10 protein-coding genes and 1 tRNA gene are annotated in these 14,476 nt (G+C 68.0%); 7 read left to right on the top strand and 4 right to left on the bottom strand.

Features of this window, described 5'->3' with window-relative positions; translation table 11 throughout:
* The first annotated feature begins 37 nt into the window (after nucleotides 1–37).
* Nucleotides 38–196, top strand: coding sequence for a hypothetical protein (locus AC5LXK_RS11530; protein WP_493388941.1), 159 nt, complete (start codon nucleotides 38–40; stop codon nucleotides 194–196).
* A 285-nt stretch (nucleotides 197–481) separates the two neighbouring features.
* On the opposite strand, the gene AC5LXK_RS11525 is transcribed toward AC5LXK_RS11530, so the two are convergent.
* Both AC5LXK_RS11525 and AC5LXK_RS11520 read right to left on the bottom strand, forming a co-directional pair.
* A tRNA-Val gene (locus AC5LXK_RS11525) sits at nucleotides 482–556 on the bottom strand.
* A gap of 98 nt (nucleotides 557–654) precedes the next feature.
* On the bottom strand, nucleotides 655–1,557 hold the full coding sequence (locus AC5LXK_RS11520; protein WP_493388940.1) for a LysR family transcriptional regulator: 903 nt from the start codon (nucleotides 1,555–1,557) through the stop codon (nucleotides 655–657).
* A gap of 173 nt (nucleotides 1,558–1,730) precedes the next feature.
* On the opposite strand from AC5LXK_RS11520, the gene AC5LXK_RS11515 reads away from it, so the two are divergent.
* The 3 genes from AC5LXK_RS11515 to AC5LXK_RS11505 all read left to right on the top strand — a co-directional run bounded on the left by AC5LXK_RS11515 (nucleotide 1,731) and on the right by AC5LXK_RS11505 (nucleotide 6,193).
* Entirely contained in the window at nucleotides 1,731–3,485 is a 1,755-nt protein-coding gene (locus AC5LXK_RS11515; RefSeq protein ID WP_493388939.1) for an acyl-CoA dehydrogenase family protein, read from the top strand.
* Nucleotides 3,482–4,693 (top strand): CaiB/BaiF CoA transferase family protein, encoded by a 1,212-nt coding sequence (locus AC5LXK_RS11510; RefSeq protein WP_493388938.1) that lies wholly within the window; start codon nucleotides 3,482–3,484, stop codon nucleotides 4,691–4,693. The genes AC5LXK_RS11515 and AC5LXK_RS11510 overlap by 4 nt, the downstream gene beginning before the upstream one ends.
* Before the next feature lie 87 nt (nucleotides 4,694–4,780).
* On the top strand, nucleotides 4,781–6,193 hold the full coding sequence (locus AC5LXK_RS11505) for an MFS transporter (RefSeq protein ID WP_493388937.1): 1,413 nt from the start codon (nucleotides 4,781–4,783) through the stop codon (nucleotides 6,191–6,193).
* A 107-nt stretch (nucleotides 6,194–6,300) separates the two neighbouring features.
* On the opposite strand, the gene AC5LXK_RS11500 is transcribed toward AC5LXK_RS11505, so the two are convergent.
* A complete protein-coding gene (locus AC5LXK_RS11500; protein WP_175845118.1) occupies nucleotides 6,301–6,576 on the bottom strand; it encodes an oxidative damage protection protein in 276 nt (91 codons plus the stop codon).
* Between the two features lie 50 nt (nucleotides 6,577–6,626).
* The gene (gene argA, locus AC5LXK_RS11495) at nucleotides 6,627–8,006 is read right to left on the bottom strand and encodes an amino-acid N-acetyltransferase (protein WP_493388936.1); all 1,380 of its coding nucleotides are present in this window, start codon (nucleotides 8,004–8,006) and stop codon (nucleotides 6,627–6,629) included.
* A 23-nt stretch (nucleotides 8,007–8,029) separates the two neighbouring features.
* On the opposite strand from argA, the gene hrpA reads away from it, so the two are divergent.
* The 3 genes from hrpA to AC5LXK_RS11480 all read left to right on the top strand — a co-directional run bounded on the left by hrpA (nucleotide 8,030) and on the right by AC5LXK_RS11480 (nucleotide 14,405).
* Nucleotides 8,030–12,244, top strand: coding sequence for an ATP-dependent RNA helicase HrpA (gene hrpA / locus AC5LXK_RS11490; RefSeq protein ID WP_493388935.1), 4,215 nt, complete (start codon nucleotides 8,030–8,032; stop codon nucleotides 12,242–12,244).
* A gap of 180 nt (nucleotides 12,245–12,424) precedes the next feature.
* Complete coding sequence (locus AC5LXK_RS11485; protein WP_493388934.1) at nucleotides 12,425–13,414, top strand: YVTN family beta-propeller repeat protein; 990 nt, start codon at nucleotides 12,425–12,427, stop codon at nucleotides 13,412–13,414.
* A 16-nt stretch (nucleotides 13,415–13,430) separates the two neighbouring features.
* Nucleotides 13,431–14,405, top strand: a complete 975-nt coding sequence (locus AC5LXK_RS11480; RefSeq protein ID WP_493388933.1) for a sterol desaturase family protein — start codon at nucleotides 13,431–13,433, stop codon at nucleotides 14,403–14,405.
* Nucleotides 14,406–14,476 lie beyond the last annotated feature (71 nt).

The following is a 14,476-nucleotide window of genomic DNA, read 5'->3' as shown; positions in this document are numbered from 1 at the left end:
CGTTTTCAATCTTTCCGATTGAAAGCAGATCGGCTACATGACTGAAACATCTGAGCTTTTGGCGGCGCTGGATGCTGAGATCGAGCCGGCTTGTCCGCCTGTGTTCGATTGGCAAGCACGAAGCGAGGCAGGCGACGGATATCCTATTTGTCTGATCATTTGTCATCAAAACGAAAGACCGATGGCTGGCGAATAACGTGGAGTCAGTGGACAAACGTGCGAGAAAGGGAGCCGCGCACGGGGCGTGTGCGGAGGAATCGCGTTGCGGTCGGCGAACCTCAGAATTCCGGACGCGTTCAGCGGACTGATGCCGGTGTCATGCGGATCGGAAATGAAATTGCCGGCAACGGCGATGAATTTGCTGAAGGTGCCCGGGGGAGGGATTCGGGCGCGGCGAGTCCGCGATCGGGGGCACGGGCTGCGGGGCGGCAAGCCAAAACGAAAAGGGCCTGCGTCGTGAGACGCAGGCCCTTGAATTCTTTGGTGGGCGGTACTGGGATCGAACCAGTGACCCCTGCCGTGTGAAGGCAGTGCTCTACCGCTGAGCTAACCGCCCAAAGAAGCTGAAATTATGTCAGAGCTTTTGGGGTTCGTAAAGCCCTTTCTGCAAATTCTTTTCAGATACCTGCAGGGACCTGCGCGCCGCCCACTTGCTCAGCCCTTAAGCGCGGGCAGCGCGTCGATCGATGCGCGCACGTAGTCTGCAAAGCGCAGCGCCACCGGTTCGGCGGTGCCGCTGCGCTTCAGCGCGAGCGTGCGCGATTCGAGCGACGCATCCTTCAGCGGCCGGAATGCGAGCCGCTCGCTCTTCGCCTGCTGCAGCACACGCGGCACCAGCGCGATGCCCATCCCGAATTCGATCATCGACAGGATCGTCTGCCACAGCCGCGCCTCGTGACGGATCAGCGGGCTGAATCCCGCGTTCACGCACTGCGCGATGATCAGGTCGTGATAGTGCGGCGCGGCTTCGCGCGGAAACAGGATGAACGGTTCCGCCGCGAGTGCGGCGAGTGCGACCTGCCTGCGCCGTGCGAGCGGATGCGCGGCCGGCAGGCAGCACACGAACGGCTCTGCATAGACGGGTACGGATTCGACCTCGGGCGGAAAGTGCCCCCAGTGCGCATAGCCGAGATCGATCTGGCCGCGCTGGATCGCCTGCACCTGCGCATGCGTGTTCATCTCGCTCAGCACGACCTCGACGCCCGGATAGTCGGCCTCGAAGCGTCGCACGGCATCGGGCAGCCCGCGATACAGCATCGAATGGACGAAGCCGATCCGCAATCGGCCCGCGAGGCCCGATGCGGAGCGCACCGTCAGGCGTTCGGCCTCGGCGGCCTGCAGCAGCAGCCGGCGCGCTTCGCCGAGCAGCACCTCGCCCGCGTTGGTCAGCGCAACGGTCTTGTTGGTGCGCGAGAAGAGCTGCACGCCGAGCGCGTCCTCGAACTTGCGGATGTCGAAGCTCAGCGCCGGCTGCGAGATGAACAGGCGCTTCGCCGCGCGCCCGAAATGCAGCTCCTCGGCGACCGCCACGAAGTAGCGCAACTGCCTCAGTTCCATGGTGTCTCCTCCTGGCGGCGGCATCGATAAGCGATATCTATCGTACCGGATAAATCCTGTATTGGACGCTTATCGATCGCGCGCCTACGCTCTGCGGAAGGCTTGGCGCGGGACCGGCCGGGGGCTGCGGCACCCGGTCCGGCCGACGTGCAGGCAATCCAGGAGACGCACGCATGAACGACACCGCAGCTCGCACGCCGGACGCCGGCGCATCCAACATTCCCGACAGCCGGGGCATCAATTTCTTCACTGTCGACCCTGATCTCGGCGCGTTGCTGAAGCTGCATCTCGGCGACGCGCACTATGACGAACTCGAGCCGCAGCTGCGCGCGCTCGGCGCACGCGCGTCGGGCGAGCTCGACGAATGGGCGTCGCGCGCGGACAAGCATCCGCCCGTGCTCGAGCACCGCAACCGGCGCGGCGAGGCCGTGCAGCGCATCGAGAAGGATCCCGCCTATGTCGCGCTCGAACGCGTCGCGTATGCGGAGCTCGGGCTCGCGTCGCTGAGCCACGGTACCGACGCCGTGCCGCCGCTCGTGAAGTACGCACTGACGTTCCTGTTCGTGCAGGCGGAATTCGGGCTGTGCTGCCCGGTCAGCATGACCGATTCGCTGACCCGCACGCTGCGCCGTTTCGGCGATCCGGCGCTCGTCGCGCGCTACCTGCCGATGCTCGCGTCGCGCGATTTCGACACGCTGTACCAGGGCGCGATGTTCATGACCGAGCAGGCGGCCGGCTCCGACGTCGCCCGCATCGCGACGCGCGCGGCCTGCGAAACCGACGCGCATGGCGAGACCGTCTGGCGCCTGACCGGCGACAAGTGGTTCTGCTCGAACGCGGACGCCGATCTCGCGATGGTGCTTGCACGGCCCGACGGTGCGCCGGACGGCATCAAGGGCCTCGCGCTGTTCCTGTTGCCGAAGACGCTGCCGGACGGCACGCGCAACCGCTACCGGATCGTGCGGCTGAAGGACAAGCTCGGCAGCCGTTCGATGGCGAGCGGCGAGATCGCGCTCGAAGGCGCGCAGGCCTGGCTGATCGGCGAGGTCGGCCGCGGTTTCCACCAGATGGCCGACATGATCAACATGTCGCGGCTGTCGAACGGCGTGCGTGCGGCGGGGCTGATGCGGCGCGCGCTGAACGAGGCGCTGCACGTCGCCGCGCATCGCGAGGCCTTCGGCCGCAAGCTGATCGAGATGCCGCTGATGCAGCGCCAGTTGATGAAGATGCTGCTGCCGGCCGAGGCTGCGCGCGCGATGTTCATGCAGATCGCGTTGCTGCTGCCGCAGGCCGATGCGGGCGACGAGCAGGCCGCGCGCTGCGTGCGGATCCTGACGCCGCTGATCAAGTTCCGCGCATGCCGCGACGCGCGCCGTGTGACGGGCGATGCGATGGAAGTGCGCGGCGGCACCGGCTACATCGAGGAATGGAGCGACGCGCGGCTCGTGCGCGATGCGCATCTCGGCTCGATCTGGGAGGGCACGAGCAACATCGTCGCGCTCGACGTCGCGCGGGCGGCGCAACGCGAGCATGCGCTCGACGCGTTGCGCACGTTCCTCGGTGACCGGCTGGGCGCGGCGCCGCTGCCCGATGCGAGCCGCACGGCGCTGCGGCGCGTTCTTGCGCGGGCCTGCGATGCACTAGCACGGGTCGCGGCCGAAGGCGACGACGCGCGCGTTCGGCAGGCTGCGTCCGCGCTGTACTACGCGAGCGCGGCCGTGCTGATGGCGTGCGAGGGCGTGAGGCTCGCGCCGGATTTCAGGCGTCTCGCACTCGCGCACCTGATCGTGCGCCACAAGCTGCTGCCGGTCGATCCGCTCGCGCCGGCATCGGGCGACGACGAATCGGCCGCGTCCGATGCGCTGCTGCGCGGCCTGCCGGTCGCGCTCGACACGGCGCTCGACCTGTTGCCGGAAGTCGAGCGATGAATACGACGCGTGGCGCACTGGACGGCCTGAAGGTCGTCGACCTGAGCCGTGTGCTCGGCGGCCCGTACTGCACGCAGGCGCTCGCCGATCACGGCGCGACGGTGGTCAAGATCGAACCGCCTTCCGGCGACGAGACGCGCGGCTGGGGGCCGCCGTTCCTCGGCGACACGGCCTGGTATTTCATGGGCGTCAACCGCAACAAGGAAGGGCTCGCGCTCGACCTGTCGTGCGACGAAGGGCGCGCGATCCTGTGGCGCCTGCTCGACGATGCCGACGTGCTCGTCGAGAACTTCAAGCCCGGCACGCTCGCGCGCTGGGGGATGGATTACGCACGCGACCTGCAGCCGCGTTTTCCTTGGCTGATCCACTGCGCGGTGACGGGCTTCGGCAACGACGGCCCGCTCGGCGGGCTGCCGGGCTATGACGCGGTGATCCAGGCGATGGCCGGGCTGATGAGCGTGAACGGCGAACGCGACGGCGACGCGATGCGCATCGGCTTGCCGATCGTCGACATGGTCACGGGGCTCAACGCGCTTGCCGGGATCCTGCTGGCACTCGCGGAGCGTGAGAAGAGCGGGCTCGGACAGTCGATCGACATCGCGTTGTACGACTGCGGCGTGTCGCTGCTGCATCCGCACCTGCCGAACTTCTTCGGTTCGGGGCGCGTGCCGGAGCGCAGCGGCAACGCGCATCCGAACATCGCGCCGTACGACAGCTACCGCACGGCGACCGTGCCGATCTTCCTCGCGGTCGGCAACGACCGGCAGTTCGCGCGGCTCGTTGCCCACCTCGGCGCGCCGGCGCTCGCGGGCGATCCGCGCTTCGTCGACAACCGCAGCCGGTGCGCGCACCGGCCCGAACTGAAGGCCGAACTGGAAGCGCGGCTCGCCGCGCACGCGTGCGAGCCGCTCGCGCGCGACCTGATGGCGGCCGGCGTGCCGTGCGGGCCGGTGCGTACGGTGGCCGACGTCGCGCACGATCCGCATGCGCTGCACCGGAACCTGTTCGTCGAGATCGGCGCGTATCGCGGCACCGCGTCGCCGGTGAAGCTGTCGCGCACCCCGGCCACCTATCGTTCGCCGCCGCCCGCGCTCGGTCGCGATACGCGCGCGGTGCTCGACCGGCTCGGCGTCGATCGCGCGCTTCAGCAGCAACTGCTCGATGCCGGCGTGCTGAAAACGGCACCCGGCGAGTCGCCCCCCGACTGACAGGACGCCGCCGGCCGGCGGCGCGATACCGGCCACCCGGGAAAGGCGCGCGCGAGTCGCGCCCCCGATCACCAACTGGAGACATCGATGAGCCGTCCGCAATCCCCGCCCGCCGCGCAGCCGCGGCCCGGTCGCGCCGCTTTCGCGGCGTTCGTCGGCACCACGATCGAGTGGTACGACTTCTACATCTACGGCACGGCCGCGGCGCTCGTGTTCGGCAAGGTGTTCTTTTCCAGCACGATGGATCCCGGCGTCGCGACGCTGCTCGCGTTCGTCACGTTCTGGGCCGGCTTCGCCGCGCGGCCGCTCGGCGGCATCGTGTTCGGGCATCTCGGCGATCGCGTCGGCCGCAAGACCGCGCTCGTGATCACGCTGGTGATGATGGGGCTCGCGACGACGGGCATCGGCCTGCTGCCCGGCTATGCGCAGATCGGCGTCTGGGCGCCGGCCGGCCTCGTCGTGCTGCGCGTGCTGCAGGGCATCGCGGTCGGCGGCGAGTGGGGCGGCGCGGTGCTGATCGCGAGCGAGAACGCACCGAAGCACCGCAGCATCCTGTATGCGGCGTTCGCGCAGCAGGGCTCGCCCACCGGCAACCTGCTCGCGACGGCCGCCTTCTTCGCGCTGAGCGCACTGCCGACGCCGTCGTTCCTGATGTGGGGCTGGCGCATTCCGTTCCTGCTGTCGGCCGTGCTCGTGATCATCGGCATGGTGATCCGGCTGAGGCTCGAGGAGTCGGTCGACATGCAGCGCGTGCTCGCGCGCAAGCGCACGGTGAAGTTGCCGTTGCGCGACGTCGTGCGCGATCACTGGGTGGTCGTGCTGCTCGCGGCCGGCACGCTGCCGGTGATCAACGTCACGTATTTCCGCAGCACGTTCGCGCTGTCGTGGGCGACGAAAGAGCTCGGCTACGCGCAGGGCACGTTCCTCGGCATCCTGTCGATTTCGCTCGTCGTGCAGTTCCTGATGCAGCCGATCGGCGCGTGGTTCGTGTCGAAGGTCGACATGCGGCGCGCGATGTGCTGGATCCTGATTCCGGAAATCGTGCTGATGCCGGTGATGTTCCATGCGCTCGCGACGCGTTCGTACTGGGTGGCCGTCGCGGGCATGTGCATCTCGACGATTCCGTCCGCGATGTTCTACGGTGCGGTCGGCGGCGTGCTCGCACGCGTGTTCCCGGCGAACATCCGCTACACGGGCCTGTCGCTCGCGTACCAGCTGAGCGCGCTGGTCGTCGGCGGCGGCACGCCGGTACTCGCGCAGGCGATCCTCAATGCGACGGGCAGCATCGTCGGCGTCGCGGTGGCGTCGGGGCTTTACGCGCTCGTGTCGCTGGCCTGCATGCTGGCGCTGCTGAACCGCACCGGATATCGCGCGAGCGAACTGTCGACGGCCGAGCGCAGCGATGCGGCGGAATGGGGCACCGAAGGCGGAGGTGCCGACAGCGCGAGCGGCGGCGCGCCGCAGCCGGGCGACGGCGGCGCGTTGAAGCCGGCGGGTTGATTCACGCCGATCGTCCGCACTCGAAAGAAAAACGGCACCGTGCGATACACGGTGCCGTTTTTTTCGATCGCGCGGCCGGCAGCCTGCCTGCCGCGCGCATCACGTCATCAGCCTTCCGTCGGCGGCACGTAGCCGGACGCCTGGTCCGCGCCGTCGCCGAAGAAGTACTTTTCGGTCTGCTTCACCAGGTACTGGCGCGCGCGCGGGTCGGCCATGTTCAGGCGGTTTTCGTTGATCAGCATCGTTTGCTGCTTGAGCCAGCCCTGCCACGCTTCCTTCGAGACGCTCTCGTAAATGCGCTTGCCGAGTTCGCCCGGCAGCGGCGGGAAATCGAGGCCTTCGGCTTCCTTGCCGAGCTTCGCGCATTGAATCATTCGAGCCATCGTGTACTTCTCCTGTAATCGGTCTGGGGGGAGGGCAGTCGTGCCTGCGCTCAGAGCTGTTTCATCAGCACGAGCGACTTGCGCTGCCAGTTATAGAGTTTGCGGCGGTCTTCCGGCAGGTCGTCGACGCTGACCTTGACGAAGCCGCGCTTGAGGAACCAGTGCTCGGTGCGCGTCGTGAGCACGAAGATGTGCGTGAGGCCGCGCGCGCGGGCGCGCTGCTCGATGCGCTTGAGCAGGCGTTCGCCGTCGCCCGAGCCCTGCGCTTCCGGCGCGACCGTCAGGCACGCCATTTCGCCGATCTTCTCCTGCTGGTACGGATACAGCGCCGCGCAGCCGAACAGCACGCCATCGTGCTCGATCACCGAGAAGTGGTCGATGTCGCGTTCGATCTGGTGGCGGCCGCGCCGCACCAGCGTGCCGTCCGACTCGAGCGGCTCGATCAGCGACAGGATGCCGCCGACGTCGTCCGGCGTCGCCTCGCGCAGGCTCTCGAGGTTCTCGTACGAGATCATCGTGCCCACGCCGTCGTGCAGGAACAGTTCGAGCAGCATGCTGCCGTCGAGCGACTGCGGGATCAGGTGCGCCCGGGTCACGCCGCCGCGGCACGCGCGAATCGAGTGCTTCAGGAAGAATGCGTCGTCACCCTGGACGTTGCCGGAATCGAGCAGCTCGGCGGCCGCGTCGAGCGACATTTCGCGCACCAGCTCGCCTTCGTCGTCGACGATGCCGGGCGCTTCGGTCAGGAAGATGATCTTGTCGGCGCGCAGCGCGATCGCGGCCGCCGACGCCACGTCTTCCATCGACAGGTTGAATGCTTCGCCGGTCGGCGAGAAACCGAGCGGCGACAGCAGCACGAGCTTGCGGCTCGCGAGCGAATGACGGATCGATTCGGCGTCGATCTTGCGCACGATGCCCGTATGCGCGAAATCGACCCCGTCGAGAATCCCCACCGGCCGGGCCGTGACGAAGTTGCCCGACACGACGCTGATGTGCGCGTGCGCCATCGGCGAGTTCGGCAGACCCTGGCTGATCGCGGCCTCGATGTCGAGACGCACTTCGCCGGCCGCTTCCTTCGCGGATTCGAGCGCGCGCGCATCGGTGATGCGCAGGCCGTGCGAAAACTCGGATTCGACACCATGGAGGCTCAGCTGCTCCTCGACCTGCGGGCGCGAACCGTGCACCAGCACGATCTGGATGCCCATCGCCTGCAGCAGCGCGATGTCGGACACGAGCGCGTTCAGCAGCCCCTGCTGCACCACCTCGCCGCCGAACCCCACGACGAACGTGTTGTTGCGGAACTTGTGGATATAGGGCGCGACGGAGCGCATCCAGTCGACGAACTGCGCGTGGCTGGCGGCCGAATCGTCGGCGGCCGGCGGCGTCGCGGTGCCGGTCTGGGCGGGGGGGAGGTCGGTTTGGGAATTCATGGGCGGGATTATAATGCGCCCCCATGTCGAATGTTTCTAAAAGTCCCGCGCCGACGCGGGCCAATACGTCGTCGGCCCGGCACCCGGAGGGTGCGGCCGATGCACGCGAGCAGCAGGGCCAGCCGCCGCGCCAGCACCAGGAAAAGCCGGCGGGCACGCCGGCTCACACACCGCGCGCGCCGCGCGGCGACGAACGGCGCGGCGAAGCGCGCCAGCCGGCCGCGAAGGGCGCTCCCCAGTCAACCGGCGAGCGCCCCCCGCGCCGCGAGCGTCCGCCGCGCGCCGTCGTCGCGCCGAATCCCGTTCCGCCGATCACGTACCCGGAAAGCCTGCCCGTGTCGGGCAAGCGCGACGAAATCGCGCGTGCGATCGCCGGTCATCAGGTGGTCATCGTCTGCGGCGAAACGGGGTCGGGCAAGACCACCCAGTTGCCGAAGATCTGCCTCGATCTCGGCCGCGGCCTCGGCGCCGGCGGCACGGGCCTGATCGGCCATACGCAGCCGCGCCGTCTCGCCGCGTCGTCGACCGGCCGCCGGATCGCCGAGGAACTCGGCACGCCGTTCGGCGAGGTGGTCGGCTACAAGGTGCGCTTTACCGACAATCTCGCGCCGGGCGCGTCCGTGAAGCTGATGACGGACGGCATCCTGCTTGCCGAGACGCAGACCGACCCGCTGCTGAAGGCGTACGACACGCTGATCATCGACGAGGCGCACGAGCGCAGCCTGAACATCGACTTCCTGCTCGGCTACCTGAAGGAAATCCTGCCGAGGCGGCCGGACCTGAAGCTGATCGTCACGTCCGCGACGATCGACGCCGATCGCTTCGCACGCCATTTCGGCACCGACGAGCGCCCGGCGCCCGTGATCGAGGTGAGCGGGCGGCTGTACCCGGTCGAGATGCGCTACCGCCCGGTGGCCGAGGATCGCCCGGCCGTGAAGAACGCCGAAGGCACGGGCGGCCGCGACCGTGTGAAGACCGCGCGCGAAGCCGAGCGCGACCTGATGGACGCGATCGTCGACGCGGTCGACGAGCTGTGCCGCGAGGGCTCCGGCGACGTGCTGGTGTTCCTGCCCGGCGAGCGCGAGATCCGCGAGGCGGCCGAGGCGCTGCGCAAGCACCATCCGCCGCACACCGAGATCCTGCCGCTGTTCGCACGACTCTCGGCGGCCGACCAGGACAAGGTGTTCAAAGGGTCGAACGCGCGCCGGATCGTGCTCGCGACCAACGTGGCCGAAACGTCGCTGACGGTGCCGGGCATCCGCTACGTCGTCGACACCGGGCTTGCGCGCGTGAAGCGCTATTCGTACCGGAACAAGGTCGAGCAGCTGCAGGTCGAGTCGATCTCGCAGGCGGCCGCGAACCAGCGCGCGGGCCGCTGCGGCCGGGTGGCCGACGGCGTCTGCATCCGCTTGTACGAGGAAAGCGACTACCAGGCGCGTGCGCGCTTCACCGATCCGGAAATCCTGCGCTCGTCGCTCGCGTCGGTGATCCTGCGGATGAAGTCGCTGCACCTGACGGCGATCGAATCGTTTCCGTTCCTCGAGCCGCCGCCCGGCCGCGCGATCGCGGACGGCTACCAGTTGCTCAACGAGCTCGGCGCGGTCGACGACGATAACGCGCTGACGCCGCTCGGCCGCGAGCTCGCGCGGCTGCCGCTCGACCCGCGCGTGGGCCGGATGATTCTTGCCGCGCGCGACCAGCAGTCGCTGCGCGAGGTGCTGATCATTGCGAGCGCGCTGTCCGTGCAGGACCCGCGCGACCGGCCGATCGAGGCGCAGGAGCAGGCCGACCAGGCACACCGCCGGTTTGCGGACGAGCGTTCCGAATTCCTGCAGTGGCTGAAGATCTGGGCGTGGTTCGAGGAGGCGGTTGCGCACAAGAAGTCGAACCGCCAGCTCGTCGATGCGTGCCGGCAGAACTTCCTGTCGCACCTGCGGTTGCGGGAGTGGCGCGACGTCCATTCGCAACTGCTGACCGTCGTGCGCGAGCACGGCTGGCGCCTGAACGAAGTCGAGGCCACGTATGAACAGGTCCATCTGGCCCTGTTGACGGGCCTGCTCGGCAACCTCGGCCTGAAAGCCGACGACGATCCGCACTATCTCGGCGCGCGCGGGATCAAGTTCTACCTGTGGCCGGGCTCAGTGCTCGCGAAGAAGGCCGGCCGCTGGGTGATGGCGGCCGAACTCGTCGAGACGAGCCGGCTGTACGCGCGCTGCCTTGCGAAGATCGAGCCCGAGTGGGTCGAGAAGATCGGCGCGCACCTGCTGAAGAAGTCGCTGTCGGAGCCGCATTGGGAAAAGCGTCCGGCACAGGTCAGCGCGTACGAGCGCGCGACGCTGTACGGGCTGCCGATCTACCACCGCCGGCGCGTCGCGTTCGGCAAGCAGGACCCGGCGCGGGCGCGCGAGCTGTTCATCCGCGGCGCGCTGGTCGAAGGCGAGTTCGACACGAAGATGCCGTTCTTCGCGCACAACCGCAAGCTGCTCGCCGACATCGAGCAGCTCGAGCACAAGTCGCGCCGCCAGGACGTGCTGGTCGACGACGAGCTGATCTACGCGTACTACGACCAGGCGATCCCGGAAGGGATCCACACGGGCGTCGCGTTCGAGCGCTGGTATCGCGACGAGGCGAAGAAGGGCGGCCAGGCGGAGGACAAGCAGCGGCTGCTGTACCTGTCGCGCGACGACCTGATGCGCCACGAGGCGGCCGGCGTGACGACCGAGCTGTTCCCGAAGCGCGCGACGATGGCCGGCGTCGAGATGGCGCTCACGTACCACTTCGAGCCTGGTACGCCGCGCGACGGCGTGACGCTCGCGGTGCCGCTGTACGCGCTGAACCAGGTCGACGCGCGCCGCTGCGAGTGGCTCGTGCCGGGGATGCTGAAGGAAAAGGTGCAGTTGCTGCTGAAGTCGCTGCCGCAGAAGCTGCGCCGGCACTGCGTGCCGCTGCCCGAGTACGCGGCCGGCTTCGTCGAGCGGATGGGGCGCGAGCGCTTCGGCGCGGGCGGGCTTGTCGAGGCGCTGATCGCCGACGTGCGCGGCGAGACGCAAATCGCGATGAAGACGGCCGACTTCAAGCTCGAGACGCTGCCCGCGCACCTGTTCATGAACTTCAAGGTGATCGACGAGCACGGCCGCCAGCTGGCGATGGGGCGCAATCTCGCGCAGCTGCGCCAGGAGCTCGGCGCGCAGGCGCAGCAGCAGTTCCAGAAGATCGCGGCGGCGTCGACGATCGCGACGGGCGGCGATGCCGACGCAGACCAGCTGGTCGGTCAGGCGCCGGCGGCCGCCACGGCGGGTGCCACCGGCGCCGCCGGGCGCAACGCGAAGGCAGGCAAGGGCGCGGCGCCGCAGACGGCCGCCCCGGCGGAAGCCGGCGCGACGGCGCTGTACGAGAACCTGACGACGTGGAATTTCGGCAAGCTGCCCGAGCTGCTGGAAATCCGCCGGCGCGGCCAGACGCTGTACGGCTACCCGGCGCTCGTCGATCGCGGCACGCACTGCGACGTCGAGGTGTTCGATTCACCCGAGGAGGCCGCGCGCATCCACCGGGCCGGCCTGCGGCGGCTGTTCGCGCTGCAGCTGAAGGAGCCGATCAAGTTCCTCGAGAAGAACCTGCCGGGGCTGCGCGAGATGGCGATGCAGTACATGTCGCTCGGCACGCAGGACGAACTGCGCGACCAGCTGATCGACACGGCGCTCGACCGCGCGTGCCTGCAGGACCCGCTGCCCGACGACGACGCGAGCTTCCACGCGCGGCGCGACGAGGGCCGGAGCCGCCTGAACCTGCTCGCGCAGGAAATCGCGCGGCTGGTGGGCCAGATCCTGGCCGAATACGCGGGGCTCGTGAAGAAGCTCGCGCAGGCGAAGCCGTTCGCGCAGGCGCACGCGGACCTGCAGCAGCAGCTCGCCGCGCTGGTCGGCAAGCGCTTCGTGATCGATACGCCTTACCCGCAACTGGCGCACTTCCCGCGTTACCTGAAGGGCATCGCGCTGCGGATCGACAAGCTGAAGGCCGATCCGGCGCGCGACGCGAAGCAGTCGGCCGACCTGCTGCCGCTCGCCCAGCAGTACCAGCGCGCGGTGTCGCAGCGCGGCGGCGTCGCCGATCCGCGGCTCACGGAATTCCGCTGGCTGCTCGAGGAACTGCGGATTTCGCTGTTCGCTCAGGAACTGCGCACGCCGATGCCTGTCTCTGTCAAGCGTCTGCACAAGGTCTGGGAGTCGATGCAGCGCTAGCGCAACATCGGCTTCCCGGGCCTGCACCGGCGGCCGGCCCCGGCCGGCCGCGCGGCGCCTGCCGCGGCGGCTCATCCGGGCGCCGCGGCGTGCGTCGAAGTGGCGCAATGCCGGCCGACGTCAACCGGTGCGGCCGGTTGAACGTTTTACAATGACGGTTGTTCCACGACGTGAGTCTTCATGCGCACTTTCCTTTCCCTCGGCCGCACGCTCGCGCTGGCCGCCGCCGTACTGGCGCCCGCCGCCCACGCGAATAACGTGATCGTTCTCAACTCGGCCGAAGCGACGCTTTCCCTGATCGACCAGCAGACCCGCCAGGTCGTCAGCACGATGCCGACCGGCAAGGAACCGCACCACCTGATGGTGACGCCCGACAATTCGTCGCTGATCGTTGCAAATTCGGTCTCGAACAGCCTGATGTTCCTCGATCCGAAGACGGGCAAGCTGCAGCGCACCGTCGAAGGGATCGACGATCCTTACCAGCTCGGCTTCTCGCCCGACCGCAAGTGGTTCGCGGCGGCCGGCCTGCGCCTCGACCGCGTCGACATCTACAGCTACGACGGCCGCGACCTGCACCTCGCGAAGCGCGTGCCGCTCGAAGTCATGCCGAGCCACCTCGCGTTCACGAAGGACAGCAAGACGCTGCTCGTGTCGCTGCAGGTGTCCGGCGAGATCGCGGCGATCGACCTGCCGACGCAGACGGTCAAGTGGAAGATGAAGGTCGGCAAGGTGCCGGCCGGCCTGTGGCTCACGCCGGACGACAAGTACCTGCTCGTCGGGATGACGGGTTCGGATTACGTCGCGGTGGTCGACTGGCGCAACCAGAAGGTCGTCAAGCAGATCGTCACGGGCAAGGGCGCGCACAACTTCCGTTCGCTCGCCGACGGCACGCACGTCGCGGTGACGAACCGCGTCGCGAACACGATCAGCATCATCGACGAGAACACGCTCACCAACGTCGGCGACATCACCGGCCTGCTGCCGGGGCCGGACGACATGGAGCTGTCCGCCGACAAGAAGACGCTGTGGGTGACGTTCCGCTTCGCGAAGAAGGTCGGGATCATCGACCTGCCGTCGCGCAAGCTGGTGCAGACCATCTCGGTCGGCCGCTCGCCGCACGGGATCTACTTCTACGACCGCGCGCCGTGGAAGGCGGCGAACGGCGCGTAACGGACGGAGACTGGCGATGCTGCACCTGCTCGATACTTTCGTGTCGAATATCCAGACCTGGCTGTACGTCGACATCGTGCAGCCGCTCCTCTTCAAGTTCAACATGATGGACTATGACGAGGACACCTACGACGCACTGTACTGGGTGGTCATCGGCGCGCTGCAGATGGTGCTGATGTTCGCGCTGCTGCGCCCGCTCGAGGCGCTGCTGCCGGTCGAGCGCTGGAAAAACCGCCGTGCGGTGCGGGTCGACGTGATCTACACGGCGATCTCGAAGCTCGGCATCTACACGCTGTTCTTCTTCTTCGCGCTGCAGCCGGTGTTCGACAACTTCCAGGCGTGGCTGCGCCTGCACGGCGTTGCGAACGTCAACCTCGACTATCTGTGGCCGGGCGTGACCTCGCAGCCGATCGTCGCGTTCGCGATCTACCTCGTCGTGCTCGACTTCGCCGGCTACTGGTATCACCGCTGGCAGCACAAGTTCGGTGTCTGGTGGGAGCTGCACGCCGTCCATCACAGCCAGCGGCAGATGTCGCTGTGGTGTGACGATCGCAACCACTTGCTCGACGACGTGATCCAGTCGTGCTTCTTCGCGGCGATCGCGCTCGTGATCGGCGTGACGCCGTCCCAGTTCGTCGTGCTCACCGCGTTCACGAACTTCATGCAGAGCATCCAGCATACGAATGCGCGGCTGTCGTTCGGCCGGCTCGGCGAGCGCCTGCTCGTAAGCCCGATCTTCCACCGGCGCCACCATGCGGTCGGCTACGGCCACGAAGGTACCAAATACGGCTGCAACTTCGGCGTGCTGTTCCCGTGGTGGGACATGATGTTCGGTACGGCGTCGTGGAACCGCACCGTCGAGCCGACCGGTATCCGCGACCAGGTCGAGGGCGTGTCGTACGGCGACGGCTTCTGGTCGCAGCACGGCCTCGCGTTCGTGCGGATCTTCCGGCGCCTGTTCCCCGCGAAGCGCGGCGCGGCATCGGCCTGATCCTGCTCCCGCACCCGTTGACCGGCATTCCCACACGGCCCGCATGCACTTTGGTGCATGCGGGCCGTGTG

This window comes from Burkholderia pulmonis (assembly GCF_984667975.1).
This window is presented reverse-complemented; position numbering and strand designations above follow the sequence as displayed.